Annotated in this window: 19 protein-coding genes; 17 read left to right on the top strand and 2 right to left on the bottom strand. The window is 67.4% G+C overall.

Annotation, left to right across the window (positions count from 1 at the left end):
• Positions 1 to 28 precede the first annotated feature (28 nt).
• Together AC2FAN_RS11730 and AC2FAN_RS11725 are read left to right on the top strand one after the other, a co-directional pair.
• Positions 29 to 319 carry a hypothetical protein gene (locus AC2FAN_RS11730; RefSeq protein ID WP_476804681.1) on the top strand — a complete coding sequence of 97 codons (291 nt, stop codon included), beginning with the start codon at positions 29 to 31 and terminating at the stop codon, positions 317 to 319.
• Between the two features lie 332 nt (positions 320 to 651).
• Positions 652 to 858 (top strand): hypothetical protein, encoded by a 207-nt coding sequence (locus AC2FAN_RS11725; protein WP_265052088.1) that lies wholly within the window; start codon positions 652 to 654, stop codon positions 856 to 858.
• A gap of 270 nt (positions 859 to 1,128) precedes the next feature.
• On the opposite strand, the gene hemC is transcribed toward AC2FAN_RS11725, so the two are convergent.
• Together hemC and AC2FAN_RS11715 are read right to left on the bottom strand one after the other, a co-directional pair.
• On the bottom strand, positions 1,129 to 2,067 hold the full coding sequence (gene hemC / locus AC2FAN_RS11720) for a hydroxymethylbilane synthase (protein WP_265052087.1): 939 nt from the start codon (positions 2,065 to 2,067) through the stop codon (positions 1,129 to 1,131).
• Positions 2,068 to 2,171: 104 nt separating this feature from the next.
• Entirely contained in the window at positions 2,172 to 3,554 is a 1,383-nt protein-coding gene (locus tag AC2FAN_RS11715; RefSeq protein ID WP_485174168.1) for an aminotransferase-like domain-containing protein, read from the bottom strand.
• A gap of 151 nt (positions 3,555 to 3,705) precedes the next feature.
• On the opposite strand from AC2FAN_RS11715, the gene AC2FAN_RS11710 reads away from it, so the two are divergent.
• From AC2FAN_RS11710 to AC2FAN_RS11640, 15 genes are all read left to right on the top strand, one after another.
• Complete coding sequence (locus tag AC2FAN_RS11710; RefSeq protein WP_476804679.1) at positions 3,706 to 4,581, top strand: DMT family transporter; 876 nt, start codon at positions 3,706 to 3,708, stop codon at positions 4,579 to 4,581.
• A gap of 116 nt (positions 4,582 to 4,697) precedes the next feature.
• The gene (locus AC2FAN_RS11705) at positions 4,698 to 5,282 is read left to right on the top strand and encodes an ANTAR domain-containing response regulator (protein WP_265052085.1); all 585 of its coding nucleotides are present in this window, start codon (positions 4,698 to 4,700) and stop codon (positions 5,280 to 5,282) included.
• Positions 5,279 to 6,352 carry a CmpA/NrtA family ABC transporter substrate-binding protein gene (locus AC2FAN_RS11700; protein ID WP_485174166.1) on the top strand — a complete coding sequence of 358 codons (1,074 nt, stop codon included), beginning with the start codon at positions 5,279 to 5,281 and terminating at the stop codon, positions 6,350 to 6,352. Before AC2FAN_RS11705 ends, AC2FAN_RS11700 begins: the two co-directional genes overlap by 4 nt.
• Positions 6,353 to 6,639: 287 nt before the next feature.
• Positions 6,640 to 7,968, top strand: a complete 1,329-nt coding sequence (locus tag AC2FAN_RS11695) for a CmpA/NrtA family ABC transporter substrate-binding protein (RefSeq protein WP_485174164.1) — start codon at positions 6,640 to 6,642, stop codon at positions 7,966 to 7,968.
• A gap of 3 nt (positions 7,969 to 7,971) precedes the next feature.
• Positions 7,972 to 9,186 (top strand): NAD(P)/FAD-dependent oxidoreductase, encoded by a 1,215-nt coding sequence (locus tag AC2FAN_RS11690; protein ID WP_485174162.1) that lies wholly within the window; start codon positions 7,972 to 7,974, stop codon positions 9,184 to 9,186.
• Complete coding sequence (locus tag AC2FAN_RS11685; RefSeq protein ID WP_485174160.1) at positions 9,186 to 11,873, top strand: molybdopterin-dependent oxidoreductase; 2,688 nt, start codon at positions 9,186 to 9,188, stop codon at positions 11,871 to 11,873. The genes AC2FAN_RS11690 and AC2FAN_RS11685 overlap by 1 nt, the downstream gene beginning before the upstream one ends.
• 41 nt (positions 11,874 to 11,914) lie before the next feature.
• The gene (gene ntrB / locus AC2FAN_RS11680; protein ID WP_476804674.1) at positions 11,915 to 12,823 is read left to right on the top strand and encodes a nitrate ABC transporter permease; all 909 of its coding nucleotides are present in this window, start codon (positions 11,915 to 11,917) and stop codon (positions 12,821 to 12,823) included.
• 10 nt (positions 12,824 to 12,833) lie between these two features.
• Positions 12,834 to 13,625, top strand: coding sequence for an ABC transporter ATP-binding protein (locus AC2FAN_RS11675; protein WP_485174158.1), 792 nt, complete (start codon positions 12,834 to 12,836; stop codon positions 13,623 to 13,625).
• A gap of 11 nt (positions 13,626 to 13,636) precedes the next feature.
• Entirely contained in the window at positions 13,637 to 14,059 is a 423-nt protein-coding gene (locus AC2FAN_RS11670) for a globin family protein (protein WP_476804672.1), read from the top strand.
• 21 nt (positions 14,060 to 14,080) lie between these two features.
• Entirely contained in the window at positions 14,081 to 15,880 is a 1,800-nt protein-coding gene (locus AC2FAN_RS11665; RefSeq protein WP_485174156.1) for a NirA family protein, read from the top strand.
• Entirely contained in the window at positions 15,877 to 17,460 is a 1,584-nt protein-coding gene (locus tag AC2FAN_RS11660; RefSeq protein ID WP_265052076.1) for a sulfite reductase subunit alpha, read from the top strand. The genes AC2FAN_RS11665 and AC2FAN_RS11660 overlap by 4 nt, the downstream gene beginning before the upstream one ends.
• A gap of 308 nt (positions 17,461 to 17,768) precedes the next feature.
• Positions 17,769 to 18,599 carry an AraC family transcriptional regulator gene (locus tag AC2FAN_RS11655; protein ID WP_485174153.1) on the top strand — a complete coding sequence of 277 codons (831 nt, stop codon included), beginning with the start codon at positions 17,769 to 17,771 and terminating at the stop codon, positions 18,597 to 18,599.
• Between the two features lie 97 nt (positions 18,600 to 18,696).
• Positions 18,697 to 19,422: an alanyl-tRNA editing protein gene (locus AC2FAN_RS11650; RefSeq protein WP_485174151.1), complete on the top strand. Its 726-nt coding sequence runs from the start codon at positions 18,697 to 18,699 to the stop codon at positions 19,420 to 19,422.
• A gap of 8 nt (positions 19,423 to 19,430) precedes the next feature.
• Positions 19,431 to 20,366 (top strand): DMT family transporter, encoded by a 936-nt coding sequence (locus AC2FAN_RS11645; RefSeq protein ID WP_485174149.1) that lies wholly within the window; start codon positions 19,431 to 19,433, stop codon positions 20,364 to 20,366.
• Positions 20,363 to 20,662, top strand: a complete 300-nt coding sequence (locus AC2FAN_RS11640) for a hypothetical protein (protein WP_485174147.1) — start codon at positions 20,363 to 20,365, stop codon at positions 20,660 to 20,662. The genes AC2FAN_RS11645 and AC2FAN_RS11640 overlap by 4 nt, the downstream gene beginning before the upstream one ends.
• Positions 20,663 to 20,678 lie beyond the last annotated feature (16 nt).

The following is a 20,678-nucleotide window of genomic DNA, read 5'->3' as shown; positions in this document are numbered from 1 at the left end:
GGGAAAGCCCTTCCACAGGAGAGCCGACATGGCCGAGCCCGACAGAAAGCGTGAAAACCCTGCCCTGCTCGACGATGAGCGCAAGGTCTCCAATCCGGCCGAGGCCGGCATCGACACCGATCCAGCCAGCCACCGCGTCAGCGACCGGACAAATGTCCATGATGCCGGCAGCGACGCCAACGACACGCCGGACGGGCTGACGGAATCGGAAGAGGCCGTTCGGCAGGCCGCCGAAGACATCCCGACCGGCAGCTCGCCCAGCGGACCGACCGAGTCGGTGCCGGTTTTCGATCGCGGCTCGCTTCCGCCCAAGGTCTGAGCGGCAGCGGAGGAGAATGACGTGGCCAACCTCATCGGTTCGCAAAAACCCGTCGGGACAACGCAGCGGAGATGAGTTCCATGGCGGGAGACTGGAGTTTCATCGTTTGGATCGTCGTAATCGCGATTCCGCTTGGAATCGGCTTCTCAGCCTTTTGGGCGCGCTCGCGCGGGCCCGGTGCGGCCATGCTCGACAAGCCCGGCGCCGACGATCCGCGTGACCCGATCTAAGCACTTGAGATCGCGACGTTATTAAATTTCTCGCATTTTTGGGGAACCTGCCGGGCCGATTCGACGTTCCGTCGCCGCTGAATCTTCGCGGCGGAGACGGACATGGACGAAGACAGAATCAAGCGGATCGCTCGTGCGATGTGCCGGGCAGCGCGCCTGGACCCCGACAAGCCGGCCGGCAACAAGGGGCCCTATACGATTTCGATGCGGGAACCCGGTTATGAAAGCCCGCAGCCGGCCTGGATGCTGTTCCGCCAGGAGGCGGCGCTGTTTGCCGCCCGTCACCGCGATGTCGCGGTAAGGCTCTAAGAAAACCCCAAGCGGTCGCTCGCCTGCAGGCGAAGGTGGCCATGACAAGGCCCGGTACTCCGATCAGGAGGCCGGGCCTTTTCTGTCGGCAACAGCTGCTCTCGCGTTGCCGGAACGAGAGCCTCTGCATTTTCGTGGAAAGGCTCGTCATCCCGGACGGAGCGAAGCGCAGATCCGGGATCCATGTTGAACCTCGACCGGACGCGCTCCGGCATGGATCCCGGGTCAAGCCCGGGATGACGCCTGGGTTCCGGACAAAACCAGCACGCTCTAGAGCGTCTTGAAGGTCGGATAGTAGCCGCGATAGCTCTTCTCGAGAATCGCTCCGCCGCCGCGCTCTTTCAGGATTTCTGCAACGGCGAGGCCGAGTTCCCGTGCCTGTTCAGGCGCGGCGCTGTCGCTGGCGACGACGCGTTCCGCGCCGTCGACGGAGGTGACCTGCGCGTGGAGCGTCAGGCGATCGCCTTCCCAACTCGCGCAGGCGCCGACCGGCAGGCTGCAGCCTGCCCCCAGCGCATGCATCATCTCGCGCTCGGCTTCCACCTCGGCACGCGTTTTCGGGCACTGGATCGCCTGCAGGATCTCGATCACCGCAGCATCGTCGGCGCGGGCTTCAAGTCCAAGCGCTCCCTGCCCCACGGCATAGGGAAACAGCGACGAGGCCAGAACCTCCGACGAAGCCTCGTCCAGTCCGAGGCGGCGTAGGCCGGCTTGGGCGAGAATCACGGCATCAAGAGCATCCTCGCCCCCGATCTTGGCGAGGCGCGGCCCGACATTGCCCCGAATGGGAACGACGGTGACATCGGGCCGCAGATTCAGGATCTGGGCGCGGCGCCGCAGCGAACCGGTGCCGACCCGCGCGCCCTGGCGGAGCGAGGCCATCGTCACACCGCAAAGCGCATCGCGCGGGTCCTCCCGCGGCGGCACGGAAGCGAGAACGAGCCCATCATGCAGGGTCGTCGGCAGATCCTTCAGCGAATGGACGACGAAATCGACCTCACGGCGCACGAGCTGCTGCTCGTGCTCGACGGCGAAGACGCCGACCATGCCGAATTGATGGAATTCGGAGACGCGGTCGCGATCCGCGATCGTCGCGATCTGGCAGAGGGTGAATTCCGTCTCCGGGAACTTCTCCCGGATCAGCCCCATGACGTGGTTGGTCTGGGCCATCGCCAGCGGGCTGCGGCGCGTGCCGATCCTCAGATGCATGCCTTGAAACTTTCGATCCTATCCGGCCGGGCCGGTTGCGGGGTCTATAACAGGGGGGCCGCGGGCTGACGAGAGCGACTCATGCAGGCAAGCGCTGCGCCGGCTCAGCCTGTGGCGGCTTCGCCCTGCCGCAACTGCTCGAACCCTTGCCGCAGCACTTCCATGACGCGCGGATCGCGCGATTGGGCCACGTTGAAGCGCATGAAGCCACCGGCGCTCTGCGAGACGCTGAAGACGTTGCCGGGCGCCAGAACGACCTCCTGCGCCACGGCCAGCCGGGCCAGCTCGGCGGAATCGACGCCTTCGGGCAGGCTGCACCAGAGATAGAAGCCGCCGCGCGGCATCAGCCAGGGCCGGATGCCGAGCTCCTCCAGCCGGCCCGCGATCTCGCGCCGTGCCTGCGTGAGGCGGCGGCGCACCTCCTCCATATGCTTGCGGTAACCGCCTCCAGCGAGGACGCCCGCGATCAGATCGGCCGCGACCGGGCTCGGCCCGCCGAAATTCGTGGCGAGCTGGAAATCGATGAGGCCTTCGATCCAGTCGGATCTTGCGGCAATGTAGCCGCAACGCACGGAGGCCGAGAGCGTCTTCGAGAAGCTACCGATCCGTATGACCCGATCGAGTCCATCCAACAAAGCGAGGCGCGGCGAAGGCTCCGGTTCGAAATCGGCGAAGATCTCATCCTCGACGATCGTCAGGCCATGAGCAGCTGCAGCTTGCAGGATGCGGAAGGCCGTCTGCGGCGAGAGGCTCGCGCCGGTCGGATTGTGCAGCCCGGAATTGGTGATGTAGAGACGCGGTCGCTCGGCAGCGGCCAACGCCTCGAACGCGACGGCATCGGGCCCGGACGGGGTATAGGGCACGCCGAGAACGCGGAGCTGATGCGCCCGCAAGAGGGCCTGGAAATTGAAATAGCAGGGATCGTCGACCAGGACCGTATCGCCCGGCCGCAGCAGAAAACGGCAGACCAGATCGAGAGCCTGCGTGCCCGAGCCGGTCAGCATCAACTGCTCCGGGCCGACTGCCAGCCCCTGCTCGACGAAGCGGCCGAGCAGATGGCGGCGCAAATCCGATGACCCGCGCGTGCTGCCATAATCGGACAGCAGCGCATCCGGGGCCCGTGCCAGCGCGCGAAAGCCCCGACGAAGCGCCTCCCCCGGCATCCAGTCGGCCGGCAACCAGCCACAGCCAGGCTTGAGGGCGGTGTTCTCCGCATCGAGCGACTGCCGGGAAACCCAGAACGGATCGACAGCGCGCTCGCGCGGCGATGCGGCCTGCGTCAGCGTCAAGGGCGGCAGGCCATTGCCGGTGACATAGAAACCCGAGCCATGGCGGGCACGGATCAGGCCTTCGGCCGCCAACCGGTCATAGGCCTCGACGATGGTCGATGGCGAAACCCGCATCGTTGCGGCGAAACGGCGGATCGACGGCAGCCGGTCGCCGGGAGCCAGCGACCGCGCCGCGAGCCTGTCCCGAACGGCCGCCATGACGGCCGCCGTGCGTCCGGGCCGGCTCGTCGTTTCTTCCGTTGCCACAACTGTCATGCTGTCCATAGCCATACAGTTTGCCATGATTGTATCAGATTGTCGCTATCGTCGTGGTCCGAAGCCGCCTAAGCCGTCGACGGAACAGGACTGGATGACGACGATGCAGCAGGGATGGGCCGGCAAGGGCTGGGGCAGCGGCCTTCTGGGCGTGTTGATCTTCAGCGGCTCCCTGCCGGCGACGCGCGTCGCCGTCGGCAGCTTCTCGCCACTCTTCCTCACCTCCGCCCGCGCCGTGATCGCGGCGCTGCTGGGCGGCGCCTTCCTCGTCCTGCTGCGGCAAAAGCGGCCGAGCGGCTCCGATCTCGGCCCGCTTGCCATCGTGTCGATCGGCGTCGTCCTTGGCTTTCCGCTACTGACGGCGCTGGCGCTGCAGCACATCAATGCCGCGCGCTCGATCGTGTTCATCGGCCTGCTGCCGCTGGCGACCGCACTCTTCGGCGTGCTGCGCGGCGGCGAGCGACCGAAACCGGCCTTCTGGCTGTTCTCGGTGGTCGGCGCGGCGACCGTCGCCGGCTTCGCTCTCGTCCATAGCGAGGGCGGTTCACTGACCGGTGACCTGCTGATGATCGCCGCCGTCCTGCTCTGCGGGCTCGGCTATGCCGAAGGTGCCGGGCTCTCGCGACGGCTCGGAGGCTGGCAGGTGATCTCCTGGGCATTGCTGCTGTCGCTGCCGGCGATGGGCCTGCTCGCGCTGCTATTCCTGCCGGCCTCCTGGCAAGGGATCGGGACGCCGGCCTGGCTTGGGCTCGCCTATGTCTCGGTCTTCAGCATGCTGGTGGGCTTCGTCTTCTGGTATCGCGGGCTGGCGCTCGGCGGCATCGCCGGGGTGGGGCAGCTTCAGCTCCTCCAGCCCTTCTTCGGCCTGATGCTCGCCGGCCTGCTGCTGCACGAGCCCGTCGCCTGGACGATGATCGCCGCAACGGGCGTGGTGGTGCTCTGCGTCGCCGGGGCCAAGCGTTTCGCCTGACCCAGCCAACTCATGGTCAACCGGCACAGCCTCGTACACTGGCCGGTTCCGACCGCAGTGGCACGATTCCTGATTGGCATGATTCCGGGTCGTCCACCGGGAACCACTGAACAGGCATGGTGCCAAATCTGCGGATCCTCATCGTCGATGCAAACCAGGTTCGGGCCGCCATCATCGAGGACGGCCTGCGGGACGCAGGCTACCAGCACCTCATCCGCGTCTCGGTGACCACCGGGCTGGTCGCGGCGATAGAGGCTCACGATCCCGATGTCGTCGTGATCGACCTGGAGGACCCCAGCCGCGACGCGCTGGCCGACATGTTTCTGGTGAGCAAGCACATCCGGCGGCCGATCACCATGTTCGTGGACCAGTCGGACTCCGCGTCGATCGAGGCGGCGGTGGAAGCCGGCGTGTCCGCCTATATCGTCGACGGGCTGAAGAAGGAGCGGATGCAGCCAATCCTGCAGACCTGCATCAGCCGCTTCAACGCCTTCCGCAAGCTGCGCGAGGAACTCGACGACGCCCGCTCGCAGCTGGAGGACCGCAAGACGATCGATCGCGCCAAGAGCATCGTCATGCGGCTGAAGGGCCTCTCGGAGGAAGAGGCCTACGCGCTGATGCGCCGCACCGCGATGAACGAGAAGAGAAAACTCGTCGACATCGCCCGCTCCCTCATCACCGCCGCGGAGATGCTCAAATGACGACGCTGCACCTGCGGGTCGGCTTCATGCCGCTGGTCGATTGCGCGCTGGTGGTGCTGGCGAAGGACGAGGGCTTCGCCGAGGCCGAAGGGCTCAATCTCGAACTGGTCCGCGAGGTCTCCTGGTCGAACCTCCGCGACAAGCTGAACGTGAGGCTGTTCGACGCTGCCCATATGCTCGGACCCGCCGCCATTGCCGCGACGCTGGGTATCGGCGGGGTGAAGGCTCCGATGGCGGTTCCGATCGCGCTCAACCGGGATGGCGCCGCGATCACCCTGTCGCTGCGGCGTTTCGAGGAATTGTCGCGCCTTGCCGATGGCGACCTGGCCGATACCGCCGTCTCGGCCCGGGCGCTCGCCGCCATGGTCGCGCGCCGCAAGGCCTCCGGCCTGCCTCCCCTGACATTCGCCGCGGTCTTCGGCTTCTCGATGCATATCTACCTTCTGTGCGAATGGCTGGAGAAGGGCGGGCTCAAGCTCGGCGAGGACATCCGCTTCGAGGTGGTGCCGCCGCCGCAGACCGTGGAAGCATTGGCCAGCGGCCGGGTCGATGGATTCTGCGCAGGCGCGCCCTGGAATTCGGCTGCCGTGGCCGCGGGTGTCGGCGCGATGGTGCATGCCAGCGTCGATCTACGGCGCAACTGTCACGACAAGGTCCTAGCCTGGCGTGCCGACGACGTGGAGCGACGCCCCGCGGCGGTCTCAAAGCTCGGCACAGCGCTCCTCAAGGCCAGCGATTGGGCCTGTCGGCCCGAGAATTTCGGCCGCATGGCGCATCACCTCTCGGCCCAAGACCGGCTCGCCCTCCCCGCCGCGCTGATCGAGCGCATCCTGCATGGGGAACTGATCCAGGGTGCCGATCGGCCACCGCGCCTTATCGAACTCTTCATCCGCTTCGACCGGGAGGCGCTGCGTCCCGATCCCGACGATGCCGGCTGGGTGCTCGCGGGGATGGAGCGCGCAGGCCAGATCGTCGCGCAGCCGCAGATGCAGGAGATCGCTCGAGGCGTATTCCTCCCCGCCTCTTTCGAAGGCATTCTGGCAGCCAATCGGATCATGCCCAAAGAATAGGCGACCGCGCCTCTCTTGTGCGACGCAACAAGGCGTTCGCGTGGGTCGAGCGGCGAGCCGGAAACTCGCAAGCTGTTGCAATTCAAAGTTTCACCTGAGGTCAGCCAGTTGGCACGGTCCTTGTAAGGATTGCTGCGACGCGGCCAATGCTGCCCGCGCCGCCCCTGATCCGGAAGATACAGCAACGTCGCTGTCGGAATGCGCCTGCCAAGGCGTCTTTCGCGCGGCGTTTTTCGCGTTCGGGCTGGTGCGGAACGAGTGGCTTTCCAGCAACCGAGAGGCGATCGATGACGAACACCACCGATACCGGCATCAGCCAGGCCGCCGCGAAGCAGGCCCGCCCGAGCCGCCGCCGTTTCCTGCAGCTGTCCGGCACGGCCGGGCTGCTCGCAGCGGCGAAGGCCGCCCTGCCCTCCGGCGCCTTCGCGCAGGGAGCCGGCCCCGAGGTCAAGGGCACGCGCCTCGGCTACATCGCCCTCACCGATGCCTCGCCGCTGATCATCGCGAAGGAGAAGGGCCTCTTCGCCAAATACGGCCTGCCCGACATGGACATCTCCAAGCAGGCCTCCTGGGGTGCGACGCGCGACAACATGGCGCTCGGCTTCAAGAACAACGGCATCGACGGCGGCCACATCCTGCGGCCGAAGACGCATCTCTATTCGACCGGCAAGGTGATGCAGAACGGCCAGCCCCTGCCCATGTACACGCTGCTGAACCTCAACGAGGACGGCCAGGCGATCTCGGTCTCCAACGAGTACAAGGACCTCAACGTCCAGAAGGATTCCTCGCCGCTGAAGCAGGCCTTCGAACGCAAGAAGGCTGCCGGCAAGGAACTCACCGCCGCGATGACCTTCCCGGGCGGCACCCACGACCTCTGGATCCGCTACTGGCTCGCCGCCGGCGGCATCGACCCCGACACCGACATCAAGGTCATCACCGTGCCGCCGCCGCAGATGGTGGCGAACATGAAGGTCGGCACCATGGACTGTTTCTGCGTCGGCGAGCCCTGGAACGAACAGCTCGTCAACCAGAACATCGGCTACACCGCGCTGACGACCGGCGAGCTCTGGGCCCGCCATCCCGAGAAGATCCTCGGCATGCGCGCCGACTTCGTCGATGCCAACCCCAGGGCGACGCAGGCGATCCTGATGGCCGTGATGGAGGCCCAGATGTGGGCCGACAAGATGGAGAACCGTCAGGAGCTCGCCGAGATCGTCGGCCGGCGCCAGTGGTTCAACGTCCCCACCGGCGACATCAACAAGCGCCTGCTCGGCGACATCAACTACGGCAACGGCCGCGAGGCGAAGGGCACCAATCTCTACATGAAGTTCTGGGGCGAAGGCGGCTCGACCTCCTATCCCTGGAAGAGCCTCGACACCTGGTTCGTCACCGAGAACATCCGCTGGGGCAAGTTCGAGCCGACGATCGACATCAAGGCGCTGGTCGACAAGACCAACCGCGCCGATCTCTGGCGGGAGGCCGCGAAGACGCTCGGCATCGCCGGCGCGCCGACCGCAGACTCCCGCGGCGTGGAGACCTTCTTCGACGGCGTGACATTCGATCCCGCCGCACCGCTCGAATACCTCAAGGCACTCAAGATCAAGCGGGTGGCCTGAACCATGGCCGAGCCCCTGATCATCGTCGGCAACGGTATGGCCGCGACGCGGCTGGTCGACGAGCTCAGCCAGCGCGCGCTCGGCCGCTATTCCGTCGCGGTGATCGGGGACGAGCCGCGGCTTGCCTATAACCGGGTCCTGCTCTCACCGCTGCTGGCGGGCGAGATCGGCGAGCCGGACATCGAGCTGAAACCGGCCGCATGGTGGCGGGCGCGGGGGGTGTCGACCTTCTACGGCCGGCCAGTCGAGGCGATCGATCGCGCGGCGCGGACGGTCACGCTCCAGGGCGGGCCGACGCTGCCCTATGGCAAGCTCGTGCTCGCAACCGGCTCGACACCGTTGCGACCGCCGTTCCCGGGGGGCGAACTCAAGGGCGTCGTCACCTTTCGCGACACCGCCGATGTCGGGATGATGCGGACCTATGCCGAACGCGGCGCGCGCATCGTCGTCATCGGCGGCGGACTGCTCGGGCTCGAAGCCGCCTATGGTCTGGCGCAGGCCGGAGGCGAGGTCACGCTGCTGCACCTCGTCGATCGGCTGATGGAACGCCAGCTCGACCATGAGGGCGCTGGGCTGCTCGCCGCCGCGATGGCGGCGCGGGGCATCGATGTACGCCTGCAGGCGGAGACGAAGGGCTTTGCCGGCAACGGCCATGTCGAGGCGGTCGAGCTAGCTGACGGCACGACGATCGCCGCCGATCTCGTCGTGATCGCCATCGGCGTGCGGCCGAATACCGGGCTCGCCCGCGCTGCCGGTCTCGGCACCAATCGCGGCATCCTCGTCGATGACGGCCTCGCCACCGACGACCCCGCCATCTTCGCCATCGGTGAATGCGCGGAGCATCGCGGCCTCGCCTACGGGCTGGTCGAGCCGGCCTATGAGCAGGCGCGGGCGCTCGCCTTGCGGCTTGCCGGCCGCGAGGGCGCCTATCGGGGTTCGCTGCTCTCGACCAATCTCAAGGTGTCCGGCGTTGGCGTCTTCTCCGCCGGCGAATTCGAGGGTGGCGTGGGCACCGAGACGGTGGTGCTGCGCGATCCCGCTGCCGGGGTCTATCGCAAGTTCGTGCTGCGCGATGACAGGCTCGCCGGCTGCGTGCTCGTCGGCGATACGCAGGGCGCGCTGTTCTATCTCGGCCTGATCCGCTCGGGGCAGGACATCAGCGCGATCCGCGCCGAACTGCCCTTCGGAGAAGGCTACTGCATCGGGGAAGCCGCCTGATGCGCCACGACGCCCCCCTCTCCCCAACCGCCGTACGCACGACCTGCCCCTATTGCGGGGTCGGCTGCGGCGTGCTGGCGACTCCGGATGGGCTGGGAGGCGCAGCCATCGCGGGAGACACGGATCATCCGGCCAATCGGGGGCGGCTCTGCTCCAAGGGCTCGGCCCTCGGCGAGACGCTGGGGCTCGGCAGCCGGGTGCTACATCCGCTGAAGCGCAATGCCGCCGGGGAGTACGATCGGGTCGGTTGGGACGAGGCGCTCGACGCGGTCGCCGCTGGTCTTCGGACCATCGCCGCCTCGCATGGCCCCGAGGCGATCGCCTTCTATCTCTCCGGCCAGCTCCTGACCGAGGACTATTACGTCGCCAACAAGCTGATGAAGGGCTTCATCGGCTCGCCCCATGTCGACACCAATTCGCGCCTGTGCATGGCCTCGACCGTCGCCGCGCAGCGCCGGGTCTTCGGCTCGGACACGGTGCCCGGCGCCTATGAGGATTTCGACAGCGCCGACCTGATCGTCCTCGTCGGTTCCAACACCGCCTGGTGCCATCCGATCCTGTTCCGCCGCATGCAGGACAATCGGCGGCAGCGCGGCGCACGCCTCGTCGTGCTCGATCCGCGCGTCACCGCCACGGCTGATGACTCCGACATGGTGCTGGCGTTGAAGCCCGGCTCCGACGCCGCGCTCTTCGCGGGGCTCCTTGTCCATCTCGCCGATCGCGGCCTCATCGACCGCACTTACGTCACGCGCCATGTCGCGGGCTTCGACGAGGCGCTAGCCAATGCGCAAGAAATCGCGCCCGACATCGCCGCCGTTTCCGCCGCCACCGGCCTCTCCGAGGAGCGGATCGCAGCTTTCTACGACCTCTGGGCCAGCACGCCGCATGTCGTCACCGCCTGGAGCCAGGGCGTCAACCAGTCGGCACAGGGCACCGACAAAGTCGCGGCAATCCTGCACTGCCATCTCGCCACCGGCCGGATCGGCCGCCCCGGCTGCGGCCCCTTCTCGCTGACCGGTCAGCCCAATGCGATGGGTGGGCGCGAGGTCGGTGGGCTCGCGAACATGCTGGCCGCCCATATGGGCTACGCGCCCGAGGAGATCGACCGCATCCGCCGCTTCTGGAGGGGGCCGAACATGGCCCGCCGCGAGGGGCTGAAAGCCGTCCAGATGCTGGATGCCGTCGCGGAAGGCCGCATCCGCGGGATGTGGGTGATGGCGACGAACCCCGCCGTCTCCCTGCCGCAGGCCGACAAGGTGCGCGCCGCGCTCGCCGGGCTCGACCTCTTCATCGTCTCCGAGAACGTGCTCTCGAACGACACGCTATCAGCCAGGCCGCACTACATCCTGCCGGCGGCGGCCTGGGGCGAGAAGGACGGCACCGTCACCAATTCCGAACGCCGCATCTCCCGTCAGCGTGCCTTCCTGCCGCTGCCGGGTGAGGTGAAGCCGGATTGGTGGATCGTCTGCGAGGTCGCGAAACGGCTGGGTTTCGGCGAGGCGTTCGCTTACGCAGGGCCTCACGAAATCTATGCCGAGCACGCGGCCCTCTCAGCCTTCGAAAACGACGGTACGCGCGACTTCGACATCGGCGCCCATGCCAGCCTCGATCACGCGGATTACGATGCGCTCCAGCCGGTACAATGGCCCGTGCCGGCGCATCGACCCAAAGGCACGGCAAGGCTCTTCGCTGAGGGAGGCTTCTTCGGCCCCGCACGCCGCGCGCAGATGCGCAGGCTCGCGGTACCGAAGCTCGCCTCCGAAACCAGCGAGGCCTTCCCGCTGTTGCTCAACACCGGCCGCGTCCGCGACCACTGGCACACGATGACCCGCACGGGCCTGAGCCCCCGGCTCAGTGCCCATATCGCCGAGCCCTCCGTCTCGGTCCATCCGGCCGACATCGCCCGCTTCGGGTTGAATGAGGGCGGTTTCGCGCGCATCGCCGGAGTGCAGGGCAACGCAGTGCTAAAAGTGGTCGCGGACAAGGGCGTCGCCCAGGGATCACTTTTCGCGCCGATCCATTGGTCCGGGGAAACAGCCTCCAACGCCCGGATCGGGGCATTGACGCAGCCGCTCTGCGATCCCTTCTCCGGCCAGCCCGAGATGAAGGCGACCCCGGTTTCCATGGCGCCGGTCACCTATCGCTCCGAGGGCTTCGTCCTGTCGCGCGAACCCTTTGCCCTGCCGGCCGGGAGCTGGTGGGCACGGCTTGCCGTGCAAGGCGGCGAAGGCCGGCTTTTCGCCACCGACGCCGCCATCGACACGATAATGGCGCTCATACGCGACCGTTTCGGCGCCGAGGGGCTGACCGAGCTGATCGACCGTGACGGCGGCAGCTATCGCTGCGCCGTGCTGCGCGAGGGCCGGCTCGCGGCCGCGCTTTTCCTTGCGCCCACGGGCTGCGCACCGCTCTGGGACACGGTCAAGACCGCCTTCGCCGATCCGACAGCGACCGTGGAGAGCCGGTTCGCCCTGCTCTCCGGGCGCCGCCCCGGCGGGCCTGACCCCGGACCGACCGTCTGTGCCTGCTTCGGCGTGGGCCTGAATGCGATCCGCGCTGCCTTCGAGGCCGGCGCCGCGACAGCCGAAGAGATCGGAATTCAGCTCAAAGCGGGGACCAATTGCGGGTCCTGCCTTCCCGAAATCGGCCGCATCGGCGCGCAGGCACGCGCGAGCGAAGCGGCATGACGCACGCGACGGAACAGCTCGGTCAGAGGAGAGACTGGAACATGGCTCAGCCTGCCTTGAAAAGCACGATCGCGGGCGCGACGGTGGTCGCGCTCCCGGGCAAGACGCCGGACGTGGTGGCCTTGCCGGCCGGGCGCTCACAGCCCTTCGCGGCGAAGCTTCTTCCATGGGGAAAAAGCGCCCTCGTCAACCTGCTGCCGCCCCTGATCACGGTCGCGCTGATCCTGCTGTTCTGGCAGCTCGCCGCGCACGGGCCGCAATCCTCGCTGCCGCCGCCTACGAAGATCTGGGAGGAGGCGAAGGACCTGATCACCGAGCCGTTCTACTGGGCGGGCTCGCAGGATATCGGGTTGGGCTGGCGCATCCTCGTCTCGCTGCAGCGTGTCGCCATCGGCTTCAGCCTGGCAGCCGTGGTCGGCGTGCTGCTCGGCACGCTGGTCGGTCAATCCGTCTGGGCGATGCGTGGCCTCGATCCGGTCTTCCAGGTGCTGCGCACCGTGCCGCCGCTCGCCTGGCTGCCGCTTTCGCTGGCCGCCTTCCGCGACAGCCAGCCCTCGGCGATCTTCGTGATCTTCATCACCGCGATCTGGCCGGTGATCATCAACACGGCAGTCGGCATCCGCAACATCCCGCAGGACTACCGGAACGTCGCCAAGGTTCTGCGGCTGAACCAGATCGAGTTCTTCTACAAGATCATGGTGCCCTCGGCCGCGCCCTACATCTTCACGGGCCTGAGGATCGGCGCCGGCCTGTCCTGGCTCGCCATCGTCGCCGCGGAGATGCTGACCGGCGGCGTCGGCATCGGCTTCTTCATCTGGGATGCGTGGAACTCCTCGCGCCTGTCCGACATCATCGTGGCCCTCGTCTATATCGGCGTGGTCGGCTTCCTGCTCGACCGCCTCGTCGCTCTCGTCGGCCATGTCGTCACCCGCGGCACCGCGACGAATTGAGGGCGAAACGATGAGCTATCTCAAGATCGACCATGTCGACAAACGCTTCCAGCGCGGCACCGCCACGACGGAGGTCCTGAAGGACATCAGCCTCGTCATCGACAAGGGCGAGTTCGTCTCGATCATCGGCCATTCCGGCTGCGGCAAGTCGACCTTGCTGAACATCATCGCGGGGCTCACCCCCGCGAGCACCGGCGGCATCCTGCTGGAAGGCAAGGAGGTCAATTCGCCGGGGCCGGACCGGGCCGTGGTCTTCCAGAACCATTCGCTGCTGCCCTGGCTCACCGTCTACGACAACATCGCGCTCGCCGTGAACAAGGTCTTCGGCCGCGTGAAGAACCGGGCCGAGCGGCATGACTGGATCATGCACAATCTCGATCTCGTCCAGATGGCCCATGCGAAGGACAAGCGGCCCGGCGAAATCTCCGGCGGCATGAAGCAGCGCGTCGGCATCGCACGCGGACTTTCCATGGAGCCGAAGATCCTGCTGCTCGACGAGCCCTTCGGCGCGCTGGACGCGCTGACCCGCGCGCATCTGCAGGATTCGGTGATGCAGATCCATGCCGCGCTGGGAAACACGATGATCATGATCACCCATGACGTCGACGAGGCAGTGCTGCTCTCCGACCGGATCGTGATGATGACCAACGGCCCCTCCGCCCGCATCGGCGAGGTGCTCGACGTGCGCCTCGCCCGGCCGCGCAAGCGCCTCGAGCTTGTCTCCGACCGCACCTACATCGCCGCTCGCGAGGCGGTGCTGAGGTTCCTCTACGAGCGCCACCGCTTCGTCGAAGCCGCCTGAGGAAGCCAGTCATGACCCCCGACCAGGTTTCCGAGATCAGGGCGAGCTTCTCCAAGGTCGCCCCCATTGCCGAACAGGCCGCCGCCTTGTTCTACGGCCGCCTGTTCGAGATCGCGCCCGAAGTCCGCCCGCTGTTCAAAGCGAGCGACATGAAGGAGCAGGGCCGCAAGCTCATGGGCACGCTCGCCGTCGTGGTGAAGGGGCTCGACGACCTGCCCGCCCTGATGCCGGCGGTGAATGCGCTGGCGGTCAAGCACAACGGCTATGGCGTGACCGCGGCCCATTACGCGCCGGTCGGCGCGGCGCTGCTCTGGACGCTGGAGCAGGGGCTCGGCGAGGGCTTCACCCCTGCCGTCAGGGACGCCTGGACGAATGCTTACGGCACCCTGTCCGGCGCGATGATCGCGGCTGCCGGCCAGAACACAACGGCCTGATCCGTCAGCCGGAGCACAATGATGAGTGACGATTTCACCCCCGACCAGAAGCGCTATCTCGAAGGTTTCACGAGCGGCATGCAGTCGGCCCGCACGGCGCGCGGGCTGGGGCCGCTCGGCGGTACGCCCGGCGCGGGCGGCAAGGCCGCGCCCTCGGGGCCGGATAAGGAGCATCAGGAAGCGCAGGCAAAGACCGTCGCGGCCGGCGGGAAGCTCGTCGATCAGGAGAAGTGGAAGGCGGCCGAGCATCCCTTTGATGCCTATGCCCGCTTCAAGGACCAGGCGAATGCCGGCATCTATCCGAAGCCTGAGGACAATTTCCGCTGGCGCTATCACGGCCTGTTCTATGTCGCCCCGGCGCAGAACAGCTATATGTGCCGCCTGCGCATCCCCAACGGCATCCTCAAGGCCTGGCAGTTTGCGGGCGTCGCCGATCTCGCCGAGACGCTTTGCGGCCCGTACTCCCATGTCACCACCCGCGCCAATCTGCAGGTGCGCGAGATCCCGGCCGAGAGCGCGGCTGCGCTCCTGGAAGGCCTCGCCGATCTCGGGCTGACCGCCAAGGGCTCCGGCGCCGACAACATCCGCAACGTCACGGGCTCGGCCACGGCCGGCATCGACCCGCTCGAACTGCTGGATACCCGGCCGCATGCCCGCGCCTGGCACCACCACATCCTGAACGACCGCTCGCTCTACGGGCTGCCGCGCAAGTTCAACGTCGCCTTCGACGGCGCCGGCTCGATCGCGACGCTGGAGGACACCAACGACATCGGCTTCCAGGCGATCGAGGTCGGCGAGGGCGCCGTCTTCGAGGGCCAGCCGGTCGAGCCCGGCATCTGGTATCGCCTCGCGCTCGGCGGCATCACCGGCCACAAGGACCTCGCCCGCGATACCGGCGTCATCGTCGCCCCGTCCGACGCGATCGCGGTCTCGGACGCGATCGTCCGCGTCTTCATCGCCAACGGCAACCGCACCGACCGCAACAAGTCACGTCTGAAATATGTGCTCGACGCCTGGGGCTTCGAGACCTTCCTGAAGGCGGTCGAGGAGAAGCTCGGCCGCAAGCTGGTCCGGCTCGATACGGCCTTCGTCAAGCCGCGCCCGGTCTATGATCGGCTCGGCCATATCGGCGTGCATGCGCAGGCGCAAGCCGGCCGCAACTGGATCGGCGTGGCGCTGCCGGTCGGCAAGCTCACCGTCCAGCAGATGCGTGTCATCGCCTCGATCTCGCAAGCCTGCGGCGATGGCGATATCCGCCTCACCGTCTGGCAGAACCTGCTGATCTCGGGCGTGCCGGACAGCAAGGTCGAGGACGTCATCGCCAATCTCCAGGCGATCGGCCTCTCGGCGGAGACCTCGATCCTGCGTGCCGGGCTGATTGCCTGCACCGGCGCCACGGGGTGCAAATTCGCCGGTGCCCACACCAAGGAGGATGCGCTGGCGATCGCCGCCCATTGCGAGCCGCGGATCACGCTGGATACGCCCGTCAACATCCACCTGACCGGCTGCCACAACTCCTGCGCCCAGCATTACATCGGCGATCTCGGGCTGATCGGTGCCAAGGTGCCGGTCAGCGACGAGGGCGACACGGTGCCGGGCTATCACGTCTTCGTCGGTGGCGGCTTCGGCGTCGAGGGCGGCATCGGCCGCGAATTCCGCACCGATGTGAAGGCGGAAGACGCGCCGGCGCTGGTCGAGTCGATCCTGCGTGCCTGGCAGACGCATCGTGCCGCGCCCGACGAGAGCTTCGTCGCCTTCGCCCGCCGCCACGAGATCGAGGCGCTACAGGCGCTGGTCGCGCAGACGGGAGAAGCGGCATGACCGTCCAGACTGCCAATCCGATCGTCCAGGTCCTGCCGGAGACCGCGCCCTTCAGCGAGGAACAGCGCTCCTGGCTGAATGGCTTCTTCGCCGGCCTGCTCTCGCTCGACAATGCCGGCGTCACCGCGCTGTCGCCGGCCGAGAATGCCGCCGTGATGGGCGAGGCCGATGACGGCGCGCCCTGGCACGATCCGTCGATGGAGATGGCCGAGCGCATGAAGCTGGCCGAGGGCAAGCCATTCCCACGCAAGCTCTTTGCCGCGATGGCGCAGCAGGATTGCGGCCAGTGTGGCTATGTCTGCGAGACCTATTCGGCTGCGATCGCAGACGGCAAGGAGCGGCGGCTGAACCTCTGCGCGCCCGGCGGCAAGGACACGCTGCGGATGCTGAAGACGCTGACGGAGGAGGCGGGTTCCGCGCCTGCCGCCGCTCCGGCCGAGGATGCTCCGGCGGCGCCGCTTGGCCCGCTCGGCCGCTGCCGCGAGAACCCGGCCTTCGCCACCTTCCTGTCGCGCCGCAAGCTCAATGGCGAGGGTTCCGAGAAGGAGACCTGGCATGTCGAGTTCGATCTCACCGAATGCGGGCTCGACTACATCGTCGGCGACGCCTTTGGCATCGTCGCGCAGAACGATCCGCGTCTGGCGGATGCGGTCATCGCGCTGCTCGGCGCCCGGCCAGACGCGATCATCGACGGCAAGAGCCTGCGCGACATCCTGATCGCCGACCGTGCTCTCGGCCCCGCGCCCGACGCGCTGTTCCAGCTGATCTCCTATGTCACCGGCGGAGAGACCCGCACCAAGGCCAAGCGCCTCGCGGCCGGCGAGGATCCCGATGGCGATCTCGACCGCCTCGACGTGCTCGGCACGCTGCACAAATTCTCGCAAGCCAGGCTCTCTGCGGAAGCCTTCGTCGAGGCGCTCGATCTCCTGCAGCCGCGGCTCTATTCGATCTCATCCTCGCATGTCGCGACGCCCGGCCGCATCTCGCTGACGGTGGACACGGTGCGCTACAAGATCGGCACCCGCCCGCGCTGGGGCGTGGCGTCCACCTTCCTGGGCGAGCGCGTGCGTCCCGGCGACAAGGTGCCGGTCTATGTCCAGCGGGCGCATGGCTTCGGCCTGCCGGCCAGCCCCGAGACGCCGGTCATCATGTGCGGCCCGGGCACCGGCGTCGCGCCGTTCCGCGCCTTCCTGCATGACCGCAAGGCGACGAAAGCCTCTGGCAGGAATTGGCTGTTCTTCGGCCATCAGCGCCGCGCCAGCGATTTCTTCTACGAGGAGGAGCTCAACGCAATGAAGCAGGAGGGAGTGCTGACCAACCTCACCCTTGCCTGGTCGCGCGACGGCACCGACAAGATCTACGTCCAGGATCGCATGCGCGAGCGCGGGGCGGAACTCTTCGCCTGGTTGGAACAGGGCGCGCATTTCTATGTCTGCGGCGATGCCAAGCGCATGGCCAAGGATGTCGAGCGCGCCCTGGTGGATATCGTCGCCGAGCATGGCGGGCGCTCGAGCGACGAGGCCGTCGCCTATGTCGCGTCCCTGCGGAAACTGGGGCGCTACCAGGCCGATGTCTATTAGCAGACGCCGGTTCGCGCGGATCGAAAGGACGCTGCCTCGATGATCAACCCCTGACATCGGACAGCCGATCGAGGCGCCGACGCTGCAAATGTGAAATGTCGCGCAAGATGGAATCGGGAACCAAGCGCGTTCGGTCGCGATCGCACGAGGCGCCCTTGATGATCTCGTTGCCACTGCGAGAACGATGCCAGTGCGTTCAGCACCCAACGCCCGAAGCCCTGCCCATCGTGCCCTTGGTTATCCTCCGGCGTTGCGATCTCGGCACGATCGTTGCACGATCGAGGCTCTCCTGACGACCGGATCGGATCTTGGCCCGTACGGACCTGCGCAATTCGTCCCGCTACTGGCGCGACCCTCGGGTTCCGGGCCTGAGTTGTCTCGTCGCCGACTTCACCAGCCACGACTACGCGCCCCACAGCCACGAGGCCTTCGTCGTTGCGGTGACAGAGGTCGGCGGCGCCGAGTTCAAGAGCCGGGGACGGAGCGACGAAGCCCGAACTTCGACGCTGCTCGTGTTCAACCCTGACGAGCCTCATTCCGGACGGATGGGCCGGAGCGAACGCTGGCTCTATCGCGGGCTCTATCTGACACCATCCGCGATCGAGACGCTCAATGCCGCGCTCGGGCTCGACGCGACGGCCTATTTCTGCCGCAACACCTTTCACGACGCCGATCTGATCGAGGCCTTCCTCGGATTGCACCGCGTTCTCGACGACGGCAACGATCCTTTCGAGGAGCGCGAGTTGCTGCTGCGCAGTTTCGGAACCCTGATCCGGCGCCACGCCGCAGGCGAGCCCAGTCTTTCGCTGCCGGCGCGCGATGCCAGCAAGGTGACCCATGTCCGCGATGTCATGCGCGAACGTCACATGGAGGAGCTCACCCTGGAGGAGCTCGGCGCCTCGGTCGGCCTCACTCCGTTCCAGTTGATCGCGGTGTTCAAGCGCACCACGGGCCTGACGCCGCACTCATATCTGACACAACTGCGCCTGAGGGCTGCGATCGCCGCGCTTGGCCGCGGCACGAACATCGCCGCCGCGGCCCTCGATGCCGGCTTCTACGACCAGAGCGCGCTGACGCGGCATTTCAAGCGCAGCTACGGCATCACCCCGCTGCAATGGGTGCGCGCGACCGCCGGCTGATCCCCTTTCTCAATTTTCGCCAATAGCCGCGCGGTTCAACGCGCCAATCTCGTCCTCGAGCAGATGCCCTGTCGGCACTGCGGAAAGGATGAGACGCATGTCCCGCCATTTCTGCCTCGACAATCCGGAGGTCCTGACACTCGCGACTCATGTCGTCGAGGCGGGGCCGGGCTGGGCGGTTCTCGCGGAAAGCCCGTTCTATCCGGGCGGCGGCGGGCAATTGCCCGATCGCGGCGCGCTGGCGTGGGCCGGCGGCGAGGTGGCGGTCGCCGGCTTCGAGAACGAGGGAGGCCGGTTTCGGCACCTGCTCGCCGACCCCGTCGAACTGCCGGCCGGCCCCGTGGAAGCCCGGGTCGACCCGGCTTTTCGCAAGCTGATGCGTGCGCTCCACACGGATCTGCACATCGTCAACGCGGTGGTCTTCCAGGGTTTCGACGGCGCGCTCGTCACCGGCGTCCAGATGAACGAGGACGGCACGGCGCGCATCGATTTCGACCTGCCGGATGCCGAAAACGACCGCCTGCGCGCGATTGAGGAGCCGGTCAACGCGCTCATCCGGCAAGACCTCGCCGTCCGGCAGGACTATCTCCCCGAGGCTGCGGCCTTCGCTGAACCGGGGCTGATCCGCTCGCGCTCGGTCGCCCCGCCGCCGACCGCGGACGGGCAGGTGCGCATCGTCGAGATCGTCGGGCTCGACCGTCAGGCCTGCGGCGGCACCCATCTCGCCACGACCGGCGGCTCGCCGCCGATCCGCATCCTGAAGATCGACAACAAAGGCCGCCACAACCGCCGCCTGCGGATTGGCCTCGCAGGCACTCCGTGAGGCCGGCGATGTCGATCCTCAGGCGCCTCTGGGGCCAGCCGCTGTTGCTGCTTCCCCTGCCGCCCCTGTTCTGGGCCGGCAACCTCGTGCTCGGACGGGCGCTCGCAGACTCGTTCCCGCCGGTCTCGCTCGCGGTCGGACGCTGGCTCGTCGCGCTCGCCTGCCTGGCGCCCTTCGTGCTCGGCGCGCTCAGTGCGCAGCGGCAGGCGCTCTTTCGCGCCCGCTGGCTTGTCCTGGCCTGCGGCGCCTTCGGCATCGCCGGCTACAATGCGCTCGGCTATCTCGCCTTGCAGAGCGCTCCCGCTGCCAGTGTCGCCTTCCTCAACTCGACCCTGCCGCTGATGGTGCCGCTGGCGGCTTTCGCGCTCGGGGTCGAGCGCGTCTCGGCCCGCACGCTCGCCGGCGTCGCCATCTCCTTCGCGGGTGTGGCGTGGATCGTCGCGCGCGGCGAGCCGTCGACCCTGTCGCGGCTGGGTATCAGCGGCGGCGAGCCGCTGGTTCTGGTCGCGGTCGCCAATTACGCGGTGTACTCGGTGCTGCTGCGCCGCCGCGCCCCCGATCTCGATCCGCTCGTCTTCCTGGCGGCGACGATGGTGGCGGGGCTTTTCGTGCTGCTGCCGTTCTGGATCTGGGAACTGGCGCGGGGCGCGACGATCCCGACCGCGCCCGGCCCGCTCGCCGCCGTGCTCTATATCGGCGTCTTCGCCTCGCTGCTGGCCTTCGTCATCTGGAACCGCTGCGTCGCAACGCTGGGGCCGAGCGTCACCGGGGCCTCCTTCCACCTCGTCGCCCTGTTCACCGCCGTGCTTGCCTTCCTGCTGCTGGGCGAGCCCGTGCGTCCGTTCCACTTCGTCGGCGCCGCGCTGATCCTGTGCGGCTTCGGCCTCGCGGCGACCAGCGTCCGGCCTTCCGCCTCCCGCCCCTCCGGAGCCCTCAAGTCATGACCGTCTTCTCCCATGAGTCCTTCGCCGATCACGAGCAAGTGGTGTTCGTCTCCGACGAGGCCGAACTCTACCCGCACGCCATGCGCTCGACGGGCGTGTCCATCGCCTACAATCTCGCTGTCACCGTTTTCGACGGATTCGCGCCTTTCATCACCACCTGGCTGATCGTCCAGACGGGAAGCGCCCTCGCGCCGGCCTGGTACGTGATGCTGGCAGCCGCTATCAGCCTGAGCGCCTTGATGATGGGCCGCAACTTGCTGAAGGAGAGCTTCGGCCGCTGTTCGACGATGTCGTAGCGGAAGGGCCGGCCTC

Source organism: Allobosea sp. RIT-PG3_2 (genome assembly GCF_057321085.1).
This window is presented reverse-complemented; position numbering and strand designations above follow the sequence as displayed.